24 protein-coding genes and 1 pseudogene are annotated in these 19,652 nt (G+C 28.6%); 15 read left to right on the top strand and 10 right to left on the bottom strand.

Annotated elements, in window-relative coordinates; translation table 11 throughout:
• Positions 1–394: 394 nt before the first annotated feature.
• A pseudogene (locus tag BM027_RS14735) lies at positions 395–526 on the top strand (Rid family hydrolase); the annotation flags it as partial.
• A gap of 14 nt (positions 527–540) precedes the next feature.
• On the top strand, positions 541–1,314 hold the full coding sequence (locus BM027_RS14730) for a PhzF family phenazine biosynthesis protein (RefSeq protein WP_090093485.1): 774 nt from the start codon (positions 541–543) through the stop codon (positions 1,312–1,314).
• 390 nt (positions 1,315–1,704) lie between these two features.
• Here the strand turns inward: BM027_RS14730 and BM027_RS14725 are convergent, their stop codons facing one another.
• Both BM027_RS14725 and BM027_RS14720 read right to left on the bottom strand, forming a co-directional pair.
• Positions 1,705–2,343 carry a hypothetical protein gene (locus tag BM027_RS14725; RefSeq protein ID WP_090093482.1) on the bottom strand — a complete coding sequence of 213 codons (639 nt, stop codon included), beginning with the start codon at positions 2,341–2,343 and terminating at the stop codon, positions 1,705–1,707.
• Positions 2,344–2,417: 74 nt separating this feature from the next.
• Positions 2,418–4,082, bottom strand: a complete 1,665-nt coding sequence (locus BM027_RS14720; RefSeq protein WP_090093479.1) for an MFS transporter — start codon at positions 4,080–4,082, stop codon at positions 2,418–2,420.
• A gap of 185 nt (positions 4,083–4,267) precedes the next feature.
• Here BM027_RS14720 and BM027_RS14715 point away from each other — a divergent pair, with 185 nt between their 5' ends.
• From BM027_RS14715 to BM027_RS14710, 3 genes are all read left to right on the top strand, one after another.
• Positions 4,268–4,873 carry a TetR/AcrR family transcriptional regulator gene (locus BM027_RS14715; RefSeq protein WP_090093489.1) on the top strand — a complete coding sequence of 202 codons (606 nt, stop codon included), beginning with the start codon at positions 4,268–4,270 and terminating at the stop codon, positions 4,871–4,873.
• A gap of 351 nt (positions 4,874–5,224) precedes the next feature.
• On the top strand, positions 5,225–5,404 hold the full coding sequence (locus BM027_RS18945) for a histidine phosphatase family protein (RefSeq protein WP_139209558.1): 180 nt from the start codon (positions 5,225–5,227) through the stop codon (positions 5,402–5,404).
• A 636-nt stretch (positions 5,405–6,040) separates the two neighbouring features.
• The gene (locus tag BM027_RS14710) at positions 6,041–6,310 is read left to right on the top strand and encodes a hypothetical protein (protein WP_090093477.1); all 270 of its coding nucleotides are present in this window, start codon (positions 6,041–6,043) and stop codon (positions 6,308–6,310) included.
• A 308-nt stretch (positions 6,311–6,618) separates the two neighbouring features.
• Here the strand turns inward: BM027_RS14710 and BM027_RS14705 are convergent, their stop codons facing one another.
• Entirely contained in the window at positions 6,619–7,194 is a 576-nt protein-coding gene (locus BM027_RS14705; RefSeq protein WP_090093475.1) for a TetR/AcrR family transcriptional regulator, read from the bottom strand.
• A gap of 134 nt (positions 7,195–7,328) precedes the next feature.
• Here BM027_RS14705 and BM027_RS14700 point away from each other — a divergent pair, with 134 nt between their 5' ends.
• The 9 genes from BM027_RS14700 to BM027_RS18045 all read left to right on the top strand — a co-directional run bounded on the left by BM027_RS14700 (position 7,329) and on the right by BM027_RS18045 (position 13,745).
• On the top strand, positions 7,329–8,336 hold the full coding sequence (locus BM027_RS14700; protein WP_090093473.1) for a zinc-dependent alcohol dehydrogenase: 1,008 nt from the start codon (positions 7,329–7,331) through the stop codon (positions 8,334–8,336).
• A 150-nt stretch (positions 8,337–8,486) separates the two neighbouring features.
• Positions 8,487–8,723: a helix-turn-helix transcriptional regulator gene (locus tag BM027_RS14695; RefSeq protein ID WP_090093471.1), complete on the top strand. Its 237-nt coding sequence runs from the start codon at positions 8,487–8,489 to the stop codon at positions 8,721–8,723.
• The gene (def, locus tag BM027_RS14690) at positions 8,724–9,173 is read left to right on the top strand and encodes a peptide deformylase (RefSeq protein ID WP_090093469.1); all 450 of its coding nucleotides are present in this window, start codon (positions 8,724–8,726) and stop codon (positions 9,171–9,173) included. It begins immediately after the preceding gene.
• Positions 9,174–9,371: 198 nt separating this feature from the next.
• Positions 9,372–10,148 carry a class I SAM-dependent methyltransferase gene (locus BM027_RS14685; RefSeq protein WP_090093466.1) on the top strand — a complete coding sequence of 259 codons (777 nt, stop codon included), beginning with the start codon at positions 9,372–9,374 and terminating at the stop codon, positions 10,146–10,148.
• Between the two features lie 67 nt (positions 10,149–10,215).
• Complete coding sequence (locus BM027_RS14680; RefSeq protein ID WP_090093463.1) at positions 10,216–10,653, top strand: hypothetical protein; 438 nt, start codon at positions 10,216–10,218, stop codon at positions 10,651–10,653.
• A 215-nt stretch (positions 10,654–10,868) separates the two neighbouring features.
• Positions 10,869–11,807, top strand: a complete 939-nt coding sequence (locus BM027_RS14675; RefSeq protein ID WP_090093460.1) for a phosphotransferase family protein — start codon at positions 10,869–10,871, stop codon at positions 11,805–11,807.
• Positions 11,808–11,993: 186 nt separating this feature from the next.
• Positions 11,994–12,416: a VOC family protein gene (locus tag BM027_RS14670; RefSeq protein ID WP_090093458.1), complete on the top strand. Its 423-nt coding sequence runs from the start codon at positions 11,994–11,996 to the stop codon at positions 12,414–12,416.
• Positions 12,417–12,916: 500 nt separating this feature from the next.
• Positions 12,917–13,540, top strand: coding sequence for a GyrI-like domain-containing protein (locus tag BM027_RS14665; protein ID WP_090093455.1), 624 nt, complete (start codon positions 12,917–12,919; stop codon positions 13,538–13,540).
• A gap of 67 nt (positions 13,541–13,607) precedes the next feature.
• Positions 13,608–13,745: a hypothetical protein gene (locus BM027_RS18045; RefSeq protein ID WP_242943346.1), complete on the top strand. Its 138-nt coding sequence runs from the start codon at positions 13,608–13,610 to the stop codon at positions 13,743–13,745.
• On the opposite strand, the gene BM027_RS14660 is transcribed toward BM027_RS18045, so the two are convergent.
• The 4 genes from BM027_RS14660 to BM027_RS14645 all read right to left on the bottom strand — a co-directional run bounded on the left by BM027_RS14660 (position 13,742) and on the right by BM027_RS14645 (position 16,307).
• Positions 13,742–14,251 carry a GNAT family N-acetyltransferase gene (locus BM027_RS14660; RefSeq protein ID WP_090093452.1) on the bottom strand — a complete coding sequence of 170 codons (510 nt, stop codon included), beginning with the start codon at positions 14,249–14,251 and terminating at the stop codon, positions 13,742–13,744. The two genes, BM027_RS18045 and BM027_RS14660, sit on opposite strands and share 4 nt — an antisense overlap.
• A 261-nt stretch (positions 14,252–14,512) precedes the next feature.
• Positions 14,513–15,091 (bottom strand): HD domain-containing protein, encoded by a 579-nt coding sequence (locus BM027_RS14655; protein WP_090093450.1) that lies wholly within the window; start codon positions 15,089–15,091, stop codon positions 14,513–14,515.
• Positions 15,092–15,126: 35 nt separating this feature from the next.
• Entirely contained in the window at positions 15,127–15,336 is a 210-nt protein-coding gene (locus BM027_RS14650; RefSeq protein ID WP_090093448.1) for a PfkB family carbohydrate kinase, read from the bottom strand.
• A 17-nt stretch (positions 15,337–15,353) separates the two neighbouring features.
• Positions 15,354–16,307 (bottom strand): nucleoside hydrolase, encoded by a 954-nt coding sequence (locus tag BM027_RS14645; RefSeq protein ID WP_090093445.1) that lies wholly within the window; start codon positions 16,305–16,307, stop codon positions 15,354–15,356.
• Between the two features lie 102 nt (positions 16,308–16,409).
• On the opposite strand from BM027_RS14645, the gene BM027_RS14640 reads away from it, so the two are divergent.
• On the top strand, positions 16,410–17,042 hold the full coding sequence (locus BM027_RS14640) for a Crp/Fnr family transcriptional regulator (protein WP_090093436.1): 633 nt from the start codon (positions 16,410–16,412) through the stop codon (positions 17,040–17,042).
• 24 nt (positions 17,043–17,066) lie between these two features.
• Here the strand turns inward: BM027_RS14640 and BM027_RS18745 are convergent, their stop codons facing one another.
• From BM027_RS18745 to BM027_RS14630, 3 genes are read right to left on the bottom strand one after another with little or no spacing between them, the layout of a single operon-like run.
• Entirely contained in the window at positions 17,067–17,195 is a 129-nt protein-coding gene (locus BM027_RS18745) for a hypothetical protein (RefSeq protein WP_278320252.1), read from the bottom strand.
• A gap of 47 nt (positions 17,196–17,242) precedes the next feature.
• A complete protein-coding gene (locus BM027_RS14635) occupies positions 17,243–18,634 on the bottom strand; it encodes a L,D-transpeptidase family protein (protein ID WP_090093434.1) in 1,392 nt (463 codons plus the stop codon).
• A gap of 39 nt (positions 18,635–18,673) precedes the next feature.
• Positions 18,674–19,540 (bottom strand): DMT family transporter, encoded by an 867-nt coding sequence (locus BM027_RS14630; RefSeq protein ID WP_090093432.1) that lies wholly within the window; start codon positions 19,538–19,540, stop codon positions 18,674–18,676.
• Positions 19,541–19,652: the final 112 nt, after the last annotated feature.

Here is a 19,652-nt window from a genome sequence, read left to right as displayed (position 1 = left end):
GCATGAGCAAGTAAAGAATAAGATTCCTGAAGAACATAGCAAAGCAACGATTGAATGGTTTAATAATATTAAATCAAGGCAAGTTTAAGATTCTTTTAGTTCTCAATTTTCTTATATTGTTCAAGAACTCAAAAGCTAAAGCCACATACTGGAATTAAGATACAGTATGTGGCTCTTTTTTACATGTATGTCGGCTGTACCCCACTAGGGGGTATACCCTTTTGAAATATATCCTATTAATTAACACACTTAGTTCAATTTTATGGTATTAAATGATATAATCTATTCTTATAGAATTGAATACTTTACTAAAGGAAAACGATATGATTACCCTTTACGCATCAGCCAGTAAAGAAAATTACCATCTGCTTGATAAAGAGGCATTTTATATTATGACTTTACAGCATTTAATACGGTTTATGCAAAGTACTTTACGGAAAAGCCAGCCAGAAACTGTATTGCGGTAAAAACACTCCCACTTGGTATTTTGTGCGAGGTTGAAGCTGTTGTTTTTTTAGGAGAATAAAGGAGGAAATTAAAATGAGACAATATGTAGTAGATGCTTTTACAGACAAGGTATTTGGAGGAAATCCTGCCGCAGTATGTGTTATGGATGAGTGGCTTCCCGAGAATACTATGATGAAGATAACAAGGGAAAACAATCTATCTGAGACAGCTTTTGCAGTAAAAGAAGGGTTAGATTATAAATTAAGGTGGTTTACTCCAGGTGGTGAGATTGATTTATGCGGTCATGCCACTCTTGCAACAGCATATATTATAACTAATTTTATTGAGCCCGAAATAACAGAAGTTTGTTTCCATACACTTAGTGGACTGCTAGTAGTTGTGAAAAAAGGCGACCTTCTTGAAATGGACTTTCCATCTTATAAATTAAAAAAGGTAGATGTGACTGATGTAATGGTGGAAGCTATTGGAGTTAGGCCTTTAGAAGCATATATGGGAAGAGATTTACTCTGTATTCTTGAATCAGAGGAAGAAGTTAGGAATCTAAATCCAAATCAGGAAAAGATAAGCACACTGGATGGACTGCTTTTGCAGGTTACAGCCAAAGGTAAAGAATTTGACTGTGTGTCAAGATCATTTGCACCTAAATTAAATGTACTAGAAGATCCAGTATGTGGATCAGGGCATTGCCATATCATTCCGTTTTGGGCTAACAGATTAGGAAAAACGGATTTAGTTGCCTATCAAGCTTCTCCAAGAGGCGGCACGTTATATTGTGAATATCAGGGAGAAAGAGTAAAACTGAGTGGTAAAGCAGTTTTATATTCCACTGCAAACATTAATTTTTAATATACTTTAATTAAAGAAGGGCTGTATCATAATACAAATCATTTAATGATATGATGTATATTCAAAAAAAATAGAAATAACATTTGTGTAAGAAGCATTGAAAAATAAGCTTAGAGTTTCTTCATTTGAAGTTGTTCCATAAATGATTGTCCTAATGCACATTAGGAGCAATCTTTTATGGGTACAACTTTAAATGTTAGAAATTCTTAGCGAAATTTTTCTAGTCTTCTTTAATAAATGTTATTTCTATTTCTTTGTTATTACTTTACTTGATAATTCTGAGACAATACCTTATTTTTTTACAATGTTCTTTTATTGTTTAAGAACTCAAAAGCTAAAGCCACATACTGGAATTAAGATCCAGTATGTGGCTCATTTTTAGATGTATTATTATTTTGTTTCTTTTTTTGGATACATGTTTTTTAATTCAACCCCGTAAAATGTATGTTTTTCTTTATCTAGAAGTATTTCAACTTCCTGAAAATTTTTATCAATAACATTAGGATCTAAAAATGTATATGTATCACAGTGTTCACGTGAAGTATCAATATTTGATGGCTTTCCATAAGCTGCAGTTATTTCTTCTTCAGTTGCATAGAAACTTATTCCCTTAGGTAGAACAGCAGAAACTTTGCTATCACCTGCTCCGCCAAAAGTCATTATTGATCCTACGTCACATTTATTTAATTTGCGAGCTTCAGAACTATTATTTATAAAACTTACAGTTATATGTTCTTTGTTTTTGATAACTTCTATATTTATTACATAGAAATTTGTCCCAATAGTTTTATTAGCACTTGCAGGATCTATTGACCAGCCATCTGCTTCAAGTTCTGAAAAGTTCACTGGAAGTGTGTATTTTTTTCCATCTAATAATATGTCATAGCTAAAAAGATCATCAGAAAGCGCAGAATAGTCAATTGACTTAGCTTCATTTTCTTTAACAGGTGCTTTAACAGGTGCTTTAGATCCACAGCCGCATAAAAGAATGCATAAGATAAATAGCGCCATAAATTGTAGTTTTTTCATTAGTAAATCCCCCTAAAAATTTTAATTAGCATAAATATTTTACCAGATATAATCACATATGGAAAATAAAATTTTTAATATTTTGTATAAACCATCATTTTTTCATCATCGGTTGGCTTTCTATCCGTAAATAAGCCACATATAGATAATATAAAAACTATAGCATAGGAAACTACAAAGGTATTATCAAAAGCCTTGGTTAGTTCTTTATTTTTAATATCTTTACCAAAGTTTATTATGTATTTCACTTTGGCCTTTTGTTCATTTAGGGTAGTTAAAACTTTTTCTTTTTTATCAGTAGATACCTTAGATAGCATTATCTCACCTTGATTATCAATATCCTTAATAACATCTTCATTTGAACTTGATATTGAATCTTGATTTAAATTATTAATTTTACTTAACATTTTTTCTTTAATACTTGGATCTAGATTTGCTTGTGAATTTATCTCAGTCGTAACATCCTGTTTAATATTATTAGTTGCACTTGTGATATTACTGTTTAATATACTCACAAGAACTGCAATTCCTACACACATCCCAATTTGCCTTGCTGCATTAATAATTCCTGATGCCATACCACTTTTTTCTACAGGTAGGTATTTTATTGATGAAGCGATTGATTGTACTGAAAATCCAAATCCAATTCCCATAATAATAAGCGCTATTCTCATGTTTGTTACTGAAGTGTTTATATTTATCTGTGATAACAATACTGTACCTATTCCAACAATAAGTATTCCTGAGAAATTAACAAGTCTTGCTCCAATCTTTTTAACCAAAATACTACCTAGGGGAATACCTAATACTGAAGTTATTGAAAGAGTCATAAGTATGAGCCCAGATTTAAGAGGAGAATAGTTAAATATCTTTTCCAGATAAAAATTTAATAATAAAAGTGGCGAAGCTGTTGCAAAGCCTGCTGACATATATAAAATGCAAGAGGCCGTAAAGGTACTTTCCTTGAATAAATTAAGTGGTAGCATTGGTTCTTTAGTTTTAATTTCAACAAATAAAAATGCAATAATTGATAAAATACAAATGCAAAAAAGCGATACTATTGTTTTTGATTGCCATCCATAATCGTTTCCTTTAAGAAGTGGGAAAACTAAGCAAAATATACTTATCATAAGTAAAATTGCACCTAGAATATCTACTTTTTTTGAAACAGTAGTATCATAAGATTCATTTAAAGATATAGCTGCAAAAACTATAGCTACAATAGAGATTGGAACATTAACATAGAAAATATATTTCCAGTTTAAATACTGGAGAATTATGCCGCCTATAGGTGGACCAACAGCAGCTGCAATAGCTGTAATTCCACCGGATACAGCTATTACGAAGCCTTTTCTTTCTTTTCCGAAAATCTCAAGTCCTAGAGGCAAAACAACTGGTGTTATAATTGAAGCCCCTATCCCTTGAAAGAATCTCATAATAATTAAAAATACAAATGAATTTCCTACTCCACAAAGTAGTGATGATAGTCCAAATATAAATAACCCTATTATTAATATTTTCTTCCTTCCAAATTGATCTGCAATTTTAGAACCTATAATTAGAAAAACCAAAAATGATAACAAATATGAAGTTGTAACCCAGCTCACATCATTAATACTTTTACCTAAATAAATTGCCATATCTGGCAATGCTATATTTACTATAGTGCTATCCAGCACACCTAAAAAACAGCCTATAATTAATGCTGTAAAACCTAAAATAACTTTACTTCTTTTCATAAAAACCTCCTAATATGAAATATAATTCATATTCGCATTATAGTTTTTATATCTAAAATTGTCAATAACATGAAACCAAGTTCATATTATTGACAAAAAATATTATTTATATTAAAATTTCAAGTGATTAAGGTGTCTTGAATTAATGTTTTTATGCTAAATGGAGTATATGAATGGAGTATATTATGAAAAGAGAAATAAGAATACCAGTTCAAAAAAGGTCAATTGAAAAGAGAAATAAGATAATTGATGCTGCATTGCAAATATTCAATGAGAAAGGATATTTCAACACTAATACAGCTGAAATTGCTAAAAGAGCAGAGTTAGCTACGGGTAGTTTATATTCATACTTTAAAGATAAAAAGGATATATTTTTGGAGGTATCAAATTTATATGGGCACACTATTTACAATCATAGTGTTAAGGAACTAAGTAAAATAGAAGATACAAATGATTTGGATTTAATGATAAAAACCACTATAAATATAATACTTGAAAGCCACAAAATATACTCAAAATTTCATCAAGAAATGATGACATTATGCTATATAGATAATGAAGTTAAATACCAAGTTCGTGAGCAACAAAAACTTTTACTCAATAAATATATAGAAAAATTTAAAAATTTAAATTTTAAAAATAGCAAGGAAGAATATTTTTTATTATATTCTTTAATTGAAGATACCTGCCATGAAATTATTTATAATGAGAAATCAGATCTTGATAGAGAAGATTTAATAGAAGTGTGTGTAGCGCTAATAAAAAAAATATTACTGCTTAATGTAGTGTAATAACGTCTTTTTATACCTTGATGAGTATTAGATTTTTTACACATGCCTTAGTATAATTTTCTAAAGAAAAGACAAAATGTAAAGGGATTGCGAAAAATGCAATCCTTTTTTATTTTGCTTAAAGTAATTATCTCGTTTCGTCTTTTTTCAAAGCCAAAAAATAAAGATAGAAACAATATAGTTACTTTGGAGGTATTATTAATAAGTTCTTATTATAAATATAAAAAAAGAATAATTTTTACTACATAATGCGTTACAAGTTAGGTTACTATATCTGTAACCTAACTTGTAACCTAGATAGTAACTTAATTTGTAACAAAAATTGTTACATTATTTTAGAATAGTGTTGATATTATACCAAAAGAAAAAGATGCTCTAATAGTCTCACACAGTGTAATATTATCTATAATTATTGTTAAATTATTAGGTTTATCATTAGAGAATATTCATTCTTTTTATTTTCAACATGGAACATATTCTATGGTAGAAATACAAGGAAATGCATCAAAGTTAAGATGTTTTAATAAATAGTATATTTATTATAGCTCCGCATTATTTTAGGTTTATAAGTTTTATATCTGTACATATTAGAATTACTAATTTTGTTGTTTTAAATACGATAATGCTAGCGATATACGAAAGGAAATTTAAGAGTGTAATATACAGAACGTAAACCAATATATTATTTATGAAAATGATTAAAATGTAAACTTTAAAGTTACTTTTATTCATATCATTTGTGACAATTATATAAATTTATATATATTTCAGTAGTATATAAGCTACATTAAAGTTGCATTCAATTTCAAAAAAAATTATACGCGCATATTAAAATTAGAAAGAAATACAAAAAACATTGCACTAAATAGTTATTTTGTGCAATGTTTTGAATTACTTTCTAATTTAAGAGTTTTTTATGCTTTATTTATCGATATAAAGCATATGATAGGAAAAATATGTTATCATATTTTATATTGATATTTGGAAACACATTTTTTTACAATATGTAAATTTGACGTAGCAAGATATAAAAAGTTCTTCGGAAATTGAACAGTTTTTTATTTACAAAATATGTTATAATTAACTCATCATAATAGTAATTAATGATGAATGTAAAATAATTTTATTAATAAGTTCTAGTTTAAAAAATTTAGGAGAATTATTTAAATGAAAATTTCAGATAAGTTCTTTAAGCGTTATACGTTTCTTATGTGCTTTTTCCCAATAATATATTGGATGATTTCTGATATTTTTAATGCTAATAAATATATTAAATTTTTAACTGTTATTTTTTTTTCTTTATTTACTATGTTATTAGATATTGAATATAGAATAACTAATAAGCCACTTATAAAGAAAGATTTAATCCAATTAATATTATGGAACCTAATTATAGTAATTATGTTGATTTATTGGTATATAAGATTTGTATATTAAAAGATAATATACAAATCTTATATTATTTATTAACAAGAGTATGATTGGTCTTAATATACTAATATGTAATCTATGATAATTAATAATATATTTACACTTACATCACAAATTTAAGTTGTAAGATAAACTCACCAAAATAGAGGTCAAGCTTTTGACCTCTATTTCTATATACATTATCTATATTTTTTTCTGATATATTTTAGAGTATAAAACAAGAAGACTATTCTTATTATGAACCAGGAAAAAATTATTGCTGAAGGTACAAAAGAAGAATTAAAACAAAAAGTTAATGATTTTGTAAAGTAGTATTATAACGAAATATATGTATTGAACCCATTGGAAATGCACTTTAAAAAGATTTCTGAAAGTTCTTCAGGTGATTCATTGAAATCATTATCTACCCAACGTTTTAGCATCATTGTAAATCCTGCTTGAAAATAGACAAAGTAGTACATCATTTCATCTTCAGATTTAAATCCTATTTTTTGACAATATGGTTTAATAATGTTGTTCCATAATGGTTCAAAGCCTTGTTCAATAGGAAACTTTTTACGGGTTTGCAAGCATACACGATAAAAGTTTCTATACTGATATATAAAACTTAAAAATATGGTAAGGTATTTAGGATTAAGGAAATTAGTTTTAGTAGCTCCTGTACCTACATATAGAGACAGAAGCTTCTGATGAATATTACACTCTATTTTTTCTATTAAATCATAGACATCCAGATAATGTGCATAAAATGTTGAACGGTTTATATTAGCTATTTTGCATATTTCTTGAACGGTAATTTTACTGAAGTCTTTATATTCTAACATTTCTAATAAAGCTTGTTGTATTTTTGTCTCTGTATTTTGAAATCTCTGATTATTTTTTCTGTTCATATTTATTCTCCTATTTATTATTCCAACATATGTTCTGATAATGATGGTTGATTATAATATCATAATAAATGATAATAAATAATACAAGTATCAATTTGTTAAATGTATATTAATACAGGAGGAGATGAATTATTATGAAGGCTGCAATTTATAATGGTGAGAAAAACATTATATTAACTAATAAAGAAACACCAGTTTGCAACGATAATGATATTTTAGTAAAAAATATTTACGCCAGCATCTGTGGTTCTGACATTGCTGTTTATTTTCATGGAGAACATGGACATAGAATAATTAAGGGACAGGAATTTGGGCATGAAATGGTTTCGAAAGTGGTGACTGTCGGAAAGAATGTGAAAGATATCAAGGTGGGTGATAGAGTTTATCCATATCCACTACTTGCTAGAGGTGACCCAAAGCGTGCTGGAAGTCTAGGTGGATTTTCAGAATATATATTGATTCCAAATTGTGAATTAAATAAGCAGGTTTATAAAGTTAGTGATAAAATTTCATCCAAAGTAGCTTGTTTGATTGAACCATTTACTGTGGGAACACGTGCTGCAAGAAGGTCTAATCCAAAACAAGATGAAAATGCAATTGTATTTGGAGCAGGTACAATTGGCATAGCGGCAGCTATAGCATTGAAGTTTTTTGGTTGCAAGACAATTATGTTGGTTGATATTACTGATTTTCGTTTGGAAAAAGCTAAGGCTTTAGGATTTGAAACTTGTAATTCAAGTAAAGAGGATTTGAGATTAAAAGCAAGCAAGATATTTGGGCAGGCGTATAATATATCGGGTATGACAGCAGATGTCGATATTTTTATTGATGCAGCAGGAGCATCTGAAATTCTTGATACATATCAGGCAATGGGGAAGATAGAAAGCCGATTAGTTATCGTCGGAGTTCATCATGCGGTACGAAATGTAGATATATTAGCAATGACATTTTCACAGCATAGTTTGATTGGATCTGGAGGTTATAAACCAGAAGATGTAATGGATGTAATTACTATTATGGAAAGTGGTAAATATGATATTGAATCCATTATAACTCATGAATTTGAATGGGAAAACTTAATATCTGCAATTGAAATAGCAAGTAAAGTTGATGAAGCGTTAAATGTGATTATTAAATATTAAAATTATGAAAGAAAATAATAAGTTCTATGTATGGTATTCGAAAAGTTGTAAGTTTAAAAATAACACAAGATATGATGTAATGTTAACTTGACATGAAATTAGGATAAGAATATACTTTATGTAAGGTAAACATGACAGGAGTGATTGTTAATGAAAAACAAACTAAAAGAATTTCGTGAAGTTATTGGATTAACACAGGAACAATTGGGAGCGCTTGTAGGCGTATCAAGACAAGCGATAAATTCCATTGAAACAGAAAAATATGAACCATCTATATGGTTAGCTTATGATATTTCACAAATATTTCACTGTCCGATAGAAGAGGTTTTTCTTTTTGAAGAAAGTGAAAGAAAATCAAGAGCACAATTAAGTAGAGGGGTAATTTAAATGGCATTAAGGAAAATCAGACTTTTTGGTGATGAAATATTAAGAAAGAAAAGTAGAGAAGTTGAGGTTGTAAATGAAAAAATAAGACAGATATTAGATGATATGGCGGAGACTATGTATAATACAGAAAATGGGGGAGGATTAGCAGCACCACAAATAGGTATACTAAAAAGATTAGTTGTTATAGATATGGGACAGGGACTTATAAAATTAGTTAATCCGAGGATAATTAAGCAAGAAGGAAGTCAAGAAGTTATAGAGGGATGCTTAAGTAATCCGAATGTATTTGGAAAAGTATTAAGGCCAGAAAAAGTAACAGTAGAAGCACTTAATGAAAATGGTGAAGAAATAACATTAACAGGTAAAGGAGATTTAGCAAAATGTTTTTGCCACGAAATTGACCATTTAGAAGGTCTTCTTTTTACTGATTTTGTTACTGAATATATATAAAATATTAGTAGAAACATACTTAATAAAGTAGTTAAAAATTTATTTGTTCGAGATTATAAAAAGAAAAAATACTTTTTAAAATTATTTAAACGTATTAAGTTCATTCCAATGATGTCATTATTGAGAATGTAATATTTTTTGCTACGTCATAGTAAATTATGACGTAAGTAATAATATGAATGTGGAGGTGTATATAATATGAGCAACTGGACTACAACAACGGATGAAAGTAAAAAAAGATGGGAAAAAAATGCTGACTTTTGGGATGAGAGAATGGGTGAGCATAGTAATACATTTCATACAGAAATTATTAGACCATCAACTGAGGTGTTATTAGAAGTTAATGAAGGAGAAGAAATATTAGATATTGCTTGTGGTAATGGGAACTTTTCAAAGAGATTGGTTGATTTAGGAGCTGAAGTAACTGCATTTGATTACAGTGTTAATTTAATAGAAAATGCTAAAAAAAGGTGTGCTTCATATTTAGATAATATTAAATTTAAAGTAATAGATGCAACAAACTATAATCAACTTATTGAACTAGGGTGTGAATGTTTTGATAAAGCTGTAGCTAACATGGCTTTAATGGATATTGCGGATATTAATCCATTGCTTAATGCAGTTTATAAATTATTAAAGCCAAATGGAATATTTGTGTTTTCTATTATGCATCCATGTTTTCAATCCCCTAAAATGAGAAAAATTGTTGAAACAGAGGAATTACCTGGAAAGGTAGAAACTAGAAATGCTGTCCAGATATTTAAATATATAACTCCTCAATGCTATGAAGGTATTGCAATAGTAGGACAACCAGTTCCACAACTATATTATCATAGATCTCTATCAGAATTACTTGAACAAAGTTTTAGAGCTGGTTTTGTAGTTACTGCTGTTAAAGAACCTGTGTTCAAAACAGATAAAACAGAGTGGAATGAAATACCTTCTGCACTTATTATTAGGTTACGAAAGGATTAATATTTATAAAGTAATCTATAATTTATAATCCAGATATGTTTATATTGCTTAAAGGAGAATTTAGAAAATGAAGAAAAAAATATATAATAAAAAGAAATTTTGGAGTGGTATAGTATTTCTATTCTTAGCGGCAATTAGCATTCCAGATACAATTATCAGATTTAATAACTTAGATATCTTAAGAATTATAAAATATATTATATTAGATACTTTTTGTGTTTTATTTGGGGTAACAGAAGTATATAGAAGTTTAAGCAATAAGTGTACAAAAGAAGATGTGCAAAATGATGATGAACGAGAAAATTTGATTAATATGAAATCAAAAAGCAGTGCGTTTAATATTACATTTTTAATTTGTATTGCTATTACAATTCTATCTATAATTGCATTGTCAGTAACAAAGAATATTATGTTAGGGGGCTTTTTTATTGGTATAGGAATTGTTCCTACAATTATGGTAATTGCTGAAGTAGGTAGTTATTTTTATCATGACAAGCGAAATTAATTGTATAAGTGAGCAATAGTTTTAGATAAATTTACTACTCAATATTCGTAAATAAAAAATAGCAATTAAGTAATTCTAGATATGTGGATCTGAGAACATATAAAGTTAAGTTATATATAATTAAATGATTTTGTACTATAAAATTTAGTGAAGATGCAGAACGTATTTCATTTCAGCTATTATTTTTCCTACTTAGTTAAAGCGGGGGTAAAGCTATGTATAAAGATATTGAAAATAGATTAGGAACGAAAATAGAAGATGTTAAGATTTTAAAATCAGGGTGGGCAGGAGAAATTATCTCCCTAAAATCAAAAGATAATGATCAAAGATATGTAATTAAAACCTATAATAGTAGTAAAAATGCACTTGAAAATATAAAACAAGAATGGGCAGGGTTAAACTTTCTTTATAAAGCAAATTATCCAGTTCCAAAACCCATAAATTGTGACTTTTCTAATGAAAAACCGTATATAGTTATGGAAGAAATTGAAGGAGAAAATTTATGGACATGTTATGAGAATTTATCTAAAGAAGACAAGGAGCAATTATTAGATAAATTTATAAAGGTATTTTTTGAACTTCATGAATTAGATATATCAATAGTAAACAAGGAACTTGTAAAAGATTCTACAACCTCTTTTATTAAAAAAGAAATTAATGAAATTAAAGAATTAGTAAAGGAAAATAATTTAGACGGTTTTACTCAAATAATAGATTGGTTAGATACAGAAAAAATGAATATTGTAAGTCATAAATTATCTATAATTCATAGAGATTATCATCCATGGAACGTGATAGTGGATAACAATGAAAAACTGTATGTAATTGATTTGCTATGGGGAATTGGAGACTATAGATTTGATTTAGCATGGACATGTACCCTAATGGAAAGAAGTGGATTCGAAGAATTTAGTCAAAAGGTCTTCAAAAAATATACAGAGCTAAAAACTGAGAACATTGATAATTTTGAATATTTTAAAGTATTTTCAACTTCAAGATGGCTAATTAATGTCATCATCTCACTAAAAACAGGTGAAAACCTTAATGAAACAAGAAATGAAGAATTTAAAAAATTTATTTCTCCACTTATACAAAAAGGATTAAGTTTAATACAAGAAATTACGCAAATACGAGTTACCGTATTATTCAAATGAATTTGCAGTACTTTTTTTCGTTGTAAACTGTTTTTAATAAACGTAATATAAGCTTATTTGCTAATAAAGAATAACACTCTTAAGCAAAGAACAGGATAAAGAAATTATTTTTCAAGGTTTGTTGAAATATAATTTAGCGAGAATTGAAGATTATTTATATTTTATAGAGAAAGTGAGGAAAATAAAATGTTACAATCTGTTGTACACATTGCATTAGTAGTCAAGGATTATGATGAAGCAATTGACTTTTATACAAAAAAACTTAATTTTACATTAATAGAAGATACGTATCAACCAGAACAAAATAAACGTTGGGTGGTCGTGTCTCCACCAGGTTCATCAGGAACAACAATATTACTTGCAAGAGCTTCTAAACCAGAACAAATATCGTTTATTGGAAATCAAACAGGAGGAAGAGTTTTTCTATTTCTTGGAACAGATGATTTTTGGAGAGATTACAATGAAATGATTGAAAAAGGTATAGAGTTTGTTAGGCCCCCTAAAGAGCAATCATATGGTACAGTTGCAGTATTTAAAGATTTATACGGTAACTTGTGGGATTTAGTTCATTTTAATGAAAATCATCCAAGTGCTCAACGAGTAAAATAAGCATTAATTATGGCAAATTGATTAAATAACCAATAAATTAAAATTATTCATATTATGAGAATATAAAAATAGAAATTACTAAAAGAGGTGTTTAAACGGAAAGTATAGTTGTTGTTCTAATATTTCTAATAGCTGGTATTATTATTTCAAGATTATCAAAATTAATAGGTTCAGAAATATTTAAACATTTAGGAATAATCTTTGAATTTTTTCATGATATTTTTGAATTTTTTCGAAACCTTTTTCGAAAATTAGGAAATGCAATTAAGAGAATTATAAGATAATATATTGACTCTATCATTATGTAAGGGTATATACTCTTTTTAAAGTAAGTTATCTACATGATTAACTTTATAAAAGGAGGATATATATGTCAAAGACGATTATTAAATTAAAACATAAAGTGTGTGACTATACTTGTATGTAAAATGGCATTGAAGATTTATATGAAAGAAAATCAGGAGAAGAAGCATATAGATGTATTCTAAAAGGAGTAAACAATGAAGCATGAATGGAGAAAACATGAAAAAGAATTATATGTTCCAAAGGATAAACCACAGTTATTAACTATACCTAAACAAAAGTTTTTTGCAATTAAGGGTAAGGGTAATCCTAATAATGCAGATTTTTCTGAGAGAATTGGTGTTTTATACTCATTAGCCTATGCAGTAAGAATGATGCCTAAAAATGGTTTTACTCCAGATGGATATTTTGAATATACCGTGTACCCATTAGAAGGAGTTTGGGACTTAACTGAAGAAGGCAAAAATAGTGATATTTTAAACAAAGACGAACTGCTTTATACAATTATGATAAGACAACCTGATTTTGTTACAAATGAAGCAGTTATAAAAGCGTTTGAAATTGTAAATAAAAAGAAACCACATCCATTATTGAAAGAAGTATATTTTGATGAAATAGAAGATGGCTTATCTGTTCAAATTATGCACAAAGGTTCGTATGATGATGAACCAGCATCTTTTGAAAAAATGTTGAATTTTATAAATGAAAACGGCTATGAAAGGAAATCCATGGTTCATAGAGAGATATATTTGTCTGATGCCAGAAAAACTGAGAAAGACAAGTTAAAAACAGTTTTAAGATACATGATAAAAACTAAGTAAACATAATATTCAGTAGATATGTTATAATTTCCCAAGAAATAACTAGTAATATTGGGAGGGAATCATAATGAAATTTGGAGAAAATGAAATAGAATTAAAAGACGGAACAACATGCATTTTAAGAAGCCCAGATGAACATGATGCGGAAAAAATGATTAACTGTGCTATTCAGTTAATCATTTTTTTGATAAGTAAATTTGTTTAAAGTCCAAACTCTTTTGCATACTTTATTGTTCCATTTATAGGCTCTGCATTTTCCTGTAATTTAATGGCCATGAAATTTACAGGGGGAATACCATCAGGTGTCTCAATTCCTAACTGTTCAGCTGGAATATAACCAAAACGTGGATAATATTTTTCACTTCCTAAAAGATTAGAATACTTATAACCTAACTTTTTTGCAATTCTGTGTCCTTCCTTGATTAAAGCACTTCCCACACCTTGCTTTTGATATTCTGGCAATACAGATAAAGGTGCCACAACAAGCACTGTACTCATTCCAACTTTAGCATCTGTAAACATGATATGCCCCACAATTTTATCATCAATTTCTGCAACTAATGATAATTCAGGTACAAATGCGTCGCTATTTCTTAACGCAACAACTAAATCTTGTTCGTTTCCATCCTTGTGTTCTGCGGTTGCAAAAGCAGTTTTCACAACGGAATATACTTCATTAAAGTCTTTACTATCTTCTTGTCTTATTAACATATTTTATACCTCCAATTTTATATTTAAATTCGTTTCATTGTATAGAACACATAACTAAAATTATCATTGTGATAAGTGTAAATGTCTATTTCTGACTGTAGTGTATTTATGGCCTCTAAAGTAGCTTCGTTTCTTAAATACTTTTTCTTTATATCATCCAGATTTTCCTGCATAGGATCATAGTAATTTGTTGTCCAATCAGTGACAGGGCAGATGAAATATTCCTTTGTGTTAAAGCCAATAACATTTTAAAATTTTTTTCTATTTGTTAAAAGAAATCTTACTTTTTGTTTCCAAATCTAATACTTTTCTTATCATATCAAAAATTTCATTTTGACTTGTCCACACTTTTCCATACTCTAAGTTAAAATTATAATCAAAATTAGCTGGATTAGATCCTTGAATATGTTGAATAAGTGTCTCAATTTTATCTATACCATGAACAAACTTCGATTCCTTACTAATTCCATCATTGTATTCATTCCAAAGCTGCAATAATTCATCTTTTAATGAATCTTCAAGTTCTCCCAATAGTTTGTTCATGCAATGAGTTTCTCGCTGCATTTTTACGTTCTTATCTTCTTTCGTTATGGCTGGTATATCACCTTCATATGCTTCACCTAAATCATGGATAATACACATTTTTAATATCTTAGCTACATCAACTTCTATTTCAAAATTAAGTAAGCATAAAGCAATCATACCCATTCTCCAAGAATGTTCTGCAACACTTTCTTGTTTTTCATTACTTAACCACGCATTCCTTAATTGTATTTTGATTAATTCAGTTTCTTTAAAAAATTTAATTAATCCAACAATTTGATTAGATATCTCATACAACTATATCACTACTCCTATCATAATAATTAATAACTTCATCTAAGGCTTGGTATGGAATCTGAAGCACCATTTCTAGAAACAGTAATTGACGCTGCTTTTGATACAATTTCTAAAGAATGTTTTACATTTTGTGACTTTATTAATTGACTTATAAAGAACCCTAAAAAAGTATCACCTTCTTTTACAAGGTGAGAAACTGAATATACTTTGTCAATGTTTAAAGAACCGAAATTTAGCATTTTCATAACCTCACCTCTAAGTATCACTTTATTAATAGCTCAAACATTTTCCTTTTAAAAGTTTTATTATCTAAGGTTTTACACACCAATGCATTTGGTTTATTATTTGTAAACCCATTAGATACAGCTGGGAAACTTCCATCATCTATAATCACTTGTCCATAAGTAGCAGCTTCTTTAGTGCAGACATAGCAATAACAATTTAAAGATTCTAAAACAATGCTATCCCAAAGCACTACCCCCATTGCTACAGCATCGGGCAAATCAATAATGTATTCTCCACATCTATTTAAATTATAATCAAGTAATGCTTTATTACACTTAACAGAAAACTCAGCTTCTTTTTTACCACTAGCCATTAACATTTCCATATCTTCTTTATTTAAAGCTGCATCACCAAGACAAACATCAAAACCAATTATTGTCATTGGAATATTAGAGTTTAACATAACACTATAAGCTTCAGCATCAACATAAACATTAAATTCAGCAACTGGTGTAGTATTACCACGACCAAACCCTGAAGTTCCCATGGTATAAATATGTTTAACTTTTTTCATAGTAATAGGATCCTTCATAATAGCCAAAGCAATGTTTGTAGCAGGACCTATTGCTACAAGTTCAACTTCATATGGATATGTGCTAACAATTCTTAAAATAGCATCAACAGCATGCTCTTCTTCTGGCTGTAATGAAGGATGAATTAAATCACAATCCCCCATACCATCATTTCCATGCACATTTACCGCTGTAACTAAATCGCACATTAAGGGTTTATTTGATCCAACATATAAAGGTGGCTTTTGTCCATTTCCAACCTCTATTGTCATCAATGCATTTAGTGTTGCAAGATTAAGTGGAACATTACCACATACTGTTGTTATAGCCTCCACATTAACTTCACTAGATTTTAAAGCCATAATAATTGCAACTGCATCATCACTACCACAATCTGTATCAATAATAATTTTTCTCATGTTAATCCTCCCTAAATAAATAATAAACAAATCTTTTTGTTGACTATATTATATTCTTAAGAGTATACTTCAAAAAGGTCAAATGACCAAAAGGAGAAAGAAATGAATCTTAAGAAATTAGTTGAAAATGCACCCGATAACGTAAAAAAATCATTTATTTATAGAAAACATTGCAAAGACAGCTCTATAATATCACCTGGAGAAGGAAATGATTATCTCTTTATATTAATAAGTGGAAGTGCCAATGTTATAATGTACAGCTTTTCAGGAACTGTATTAACATTTTTCACATATCAAGCATATAGTTGTTTTGGTGAATTAGAGCTCTTTAATAAAAATACCAAGACTTTTTATATCAAAAGTCAAACAAATTGTGAGACTATTTCTATTCCTAAGAATACTGTCTTTGAATGGATGAAATTAGATTTTGAGTTTACTAAATATTTAATAGAGCAGCTTACAGAAAAATTAATTAAAAATTCTAATGCATTTATTAATGTATCTCTTTTAAGTATTAAAGACCGATTATTAAATAATATTTACTCACATTATTTAGCTAATGATTTATCAATACTAATAAAAGAATTAATATGTTCTGAAACTTGTATTCCCTTAAGAAGTTTAAATAGAGCTATTGTAGAATGTAAATCTGATGGTTTTATTGATTTTAAAGATAAAAGATTTCAAATATTATCAATCTCTAAACTTGAGTCACATTTGAAATCTCTAATATAGTTTTTATTCTTAATATTTTAATTGTTATTTTTCAAAAAATTTCTTTGAGTATTGAATGATTCCTTCAACATTTAAAATAGCATCATTAGAAATAGATATTGCCATTAAAAATTCATCTGGTATTTCAAACGGTGCTACAATATTTCTTAACATTAAAGAATAAGGAGTCCCCTTTATTATACATGTTTTTGTGTAATTAATTACTTTTCATAATAACAAACAACAGGAGTACCAGACTCAATGTTATCAAATATTTTATTTGCCAATTCATATGGTGCATTCACACATCCGTGAGAACCACTTGTTTTATAGATTTCTCCTCCAAACTTATCTCTCCAAGATGCATCATGAAGTCCTATATTTCCATTAAAAGGTAACCAAAAATTAACTGGTGCACTATAGTTTTTACCTTTTAATGTTGCCTTTCTTTCCTTATAGTTTAATCTACATACACCTACTGGAGTTTCACAATTGTTATTTAAATTACCAGTAACAACATCGCCTTCAGTAACAAGAGCTCCATTTTTATAAAACCATACATGTTGTTTTGTCATATCAATTTCTAAATATGTATTTCCAATATCATTTTTATCATGTGAAACTGCAGTTTGTGAATATGCAGGTTCTTTAGTTACATCTTGTCCATTTTTAATAATTTCAATAAGATCTTTTACTTCTTTAGTTTTATCAATTAACCAACCATAGTTACCACCATTAACTTGTATTGTTTTTCCTGATGATGAAAGAAAATCTATTGCATTGCCAAATGTATTATATTCACGTGCTAGTGAAGTTATATAACTTATCATCTTTTTTTCATTAAATACAACATTCATATTTTCATCAGTTTCAAGCCACTTATTTATTATAGAACCATCTGCAGTTTCTTGTTTACTTCCAAAAGTATATGTGATTTTCATACTTGTATATTTATCAAGTAACTTTTTAGCTTCAAGTACTTCATTAGAATTTGTAATATACTTAGGATTTTCATACGAATTTGTATCACCTAAATTTAATAGTGTATCACCTTTAAGAAAAGAACTCTTTATATTTTCATATAAATTTTTTTTAATAATTTTATTTCCCATTACCTCTTTTTCAATTTCATAAGCGTCATCTATATAATTAAAGCCTGCATTTTTAGGTTTAACTATATTTTTACTATCAAAATATGATAATTTATTTATTTGTTCTTTTAATAAAGTTTCATCAAATTTAACTAATTCATCAAATTTAGTATGACTATTACTAAAAATTGAAGTAATCCATGATAAAGGATTTTGGCTGTCTTTTAAATTAGTAATTTTATCTTTTGGGTTATATGTTAAAGCAATGTTAGTTCCCTTAATTTCTTCGTTTTTGCCATCTCTTCCCTGTAATTCTAACACATATATAGATATAGATGATGATATTAATTCATCTGCTTGCTTTACAGTCTTTCCGGTAACATTGATACCATTAATCTTAGTACCAAAATGAAAATGATTAATAAAATATGCTGATCCCCCTAAATATATTGACATAAAAATAGAAAAGCAAATAATCATACTTTTCTTATTTTTGTTGCTTTTATGCTTTTGTCGTTTCATAATAATTAGTCTCCTCTTTTTATTATACAAATATATTTTTTATTTACCTTTTAGATTAAATATAAAGATACTTAAAATTATAATAGTTCCACCAATGAAGGTACCCATATTAGGAATTTCTTTCAGTAGAATAAATCCTAACACAGTTGAAAACAATGGAGTAACAAACATGAAATTAGTTACTTCACTTGTTTTATCTGCCAAAGACATAGCCTTTCCCCAAAGAAGGTAAGCAATTGCACTAGGCATTGCACCGAGATATATGACAGACAGAATATGTTTTGGCTGAGAAGTTATTATCTGAACAACTCCTTGTAAAGAGAAAGATGTAAGTAAGATGGAACCACAGATCATGCTGTATGTAACGATTTCTAAGGCTGTATAACCTATGGAGTAAAGTTTTCTGTTTAAAATATTGTAACAACAGAAAACAATGGCAGCACCTATGGTCCAGATTAAGCCGATATTAATAGATACCACGCCATCCCATAACATAAGAATCAAAACGCCTACAAAGGCCAGTGCGATGGTTAACCAACCAACTTTTTTAATCTTTTCTCCATAACATTTTGATGCGACAACTGTAGTCATAATTGGAGTGGTGGTGATAATGATGCTAGAGGTCGCAGAGGTCAGCGTTTGGATACCGTTGTTAAGAAAAATCATGTATATTGCAAATCCTAAGCCACCGGATAATAAGAACCATAGTATGTCCTTCTTTTGTGGTTTCCGGATGTGATTAGGTATGCCGATGATGAGCAGGAGAATTGACGCTACAGTGCAACGAATAAAACTTATTGAGTTGGGGGTATAATGTGTCATAGCTACTTTGGTTACTGGAAAAGAAGATGCCCAAAAAAATACGGTAAATACCGCCATTATATTCATTTTTAATTTTTGATTCATAAATTAGATCAACTCCATTTTAAGTAGTTTAAAGACTGTGAATTCTATGTACTAAAAGTAGATTAGTTTTCATAAAAAAATATAGAATTGCCACTTGCATTCATTACGATTT

The organism is Clostridium uliginosum (assembly GCF_900112485.1).
Taxonomy (GTDB): domain Bacteria; phylum Bacillota; class Clostridia; order Clostridiales; family Clostridiaceae; genus Clostridium; species Clostridium uliginosum.
The sequence above is the reverse complement of the archived record's forward strand: the minus strand, read 5'-3'. Positions and strand labels throughout refer to the sequence as shown.

Coding starts and splice junctions, on each gene's coding strand:
- BM027_RS14640 (WP_090093436.1), top strand. CDS start 16,410: ATGAATCTTAAGAAATTAGTTGAAAATGCACCCGATAACGTAAAAAAA.
- BM027_RS14710 (WP_090093477.1), top strand. CDS start 6,041: ATGAAAATTTCAGATAAGTTCTTTAAGCGTTATACGTTTCTTATGTGC.
- BM027_RS14705 (WP_090093475.1), bottom strand. CDS start 7,194: ATGAACAGAAAAAATAATCAGAGATTTCAAAATACAGAGACAAAAATA.
- BM027_RS14715 (WP_090093489.1), top strand. CDS start 4,268: ATGAAAAGAGAAATAAGAATACCAGTTCAAAAAAGGTCAATTGAAAAG.
- BM027_RS14700 (WP_090093473.1), top strand. CDS start 7,329: ATGAAGGCTGCAATTTATAATGGTGAGAAAAACATTATATTAACTAAT.
- BM027_RS18745 (WP_278320252.1), bottom strand. CDS start 17,195: ATGTTAAGAAATATTGTAGCACCGTTTGAAATACCAGATGAATTTTTA.
- BM027_RS14635 (WP_090093434.1), bottom strand. CDS start 18,634: ATGAAACGACAAAAGCATAAAAGCAACAAAAATAAGAAAAGTATGATT.
- BM027_RS14685 (WP_090093466.1), top strand. CDS start 9,372: ATGAGCAACTGGACTACAACAACGGATGAAAGTAAAAAAAGATGGGAA.
- BM027_RS14680 (WP_090093463.1), top strand. CDS start 10,216: ATGAAGAAAAAAATATATAATAAAAAGAAATTTTGGAGTGGTATAGTA.
- BM027_RS14645 (WP_090093445.1), bottom strand. CDS start 16,307: ATGAGAAAAATTATTATTGATACAGATTGTGGTAGTGATGATGCAGTT.
- BM027_RS14675 (WP_090093460.1), top strand. CDS start 10,869: ATGTATAAAGATATTGAAAATAGATTAGGAACGAAAATAGAAGATGTT.
- BM027_RS14695 (WP_090093471.1), top strand. CDS start 8,487: ATGAAAAACAAACTAAAAGAATTTCGTGAAGTTATTGGATTAACACAG.
- BM027_RS14720 (WP_090093479.1), bottom strand. CDS start 4,082: ATGAAAAGAAGTAAAGTTATTTTAGGTTTTACAGCATTAATTATAGGC.
- def (WP_090093469.1), top strand. CDS start 8,724: ATGGCATTAAGGAAAATCAGACTTTTTGGTGATGAAATATTAAGAAAG.
- BM027_RS14665 (WP_090093455.1), top strand. CDS start 12,917: ATGAAGCATGAATGGAGAAAACATGAAAAAGAATTATATGTTCCAAAG.
- BM027_RS14630 (WP_090093432.1), bottom strand. CDS start 19,540: ATGAATCAAAAATTAAAAATGAATATAATGGCGGTATTTACCGTATTT.
- BM027_RS14730 (WP_090093485.1), top strand. CDS start 541: ATGAGACAATATGTAGTAGATGCTTTTACAGACAAGGTATTTGGAGGA.
- BM027_RS18045 (WP_242943346.1), top strand. CDS start 13,608: ATGAAATTTGGAGAAAATGAAATAGAATTAAAAGACGGAACAACATGC.
- BM027_RS14650 (WP_090093448.1), bottom strand. CDS start 15,336: ATGAAAATGCTAAATTTCGGTTCTTTAAACATTGACAAAGTATATTCA.
- BM027_RS14725 (WP_090093482.1), bottom strand. CDS start 2,343: ATGAAAAAACTACAATTTATGGCGCTATTTATCTTATGCATTCTTTTA.
- BM027_RS14670 (WP_090093458.1), top strand. CDS start 11,994: ATGTTACAATCTGTTGTACACATTGCATTAGTAGTCAAGGATTATGAT.
- BM027_RS14660 (WP_090093452.1), bottom strand. CDS start 14,251: ATGTTAATAAGACAAGAAGATAGTAAAGACTTTAATGAAGTATATTCC.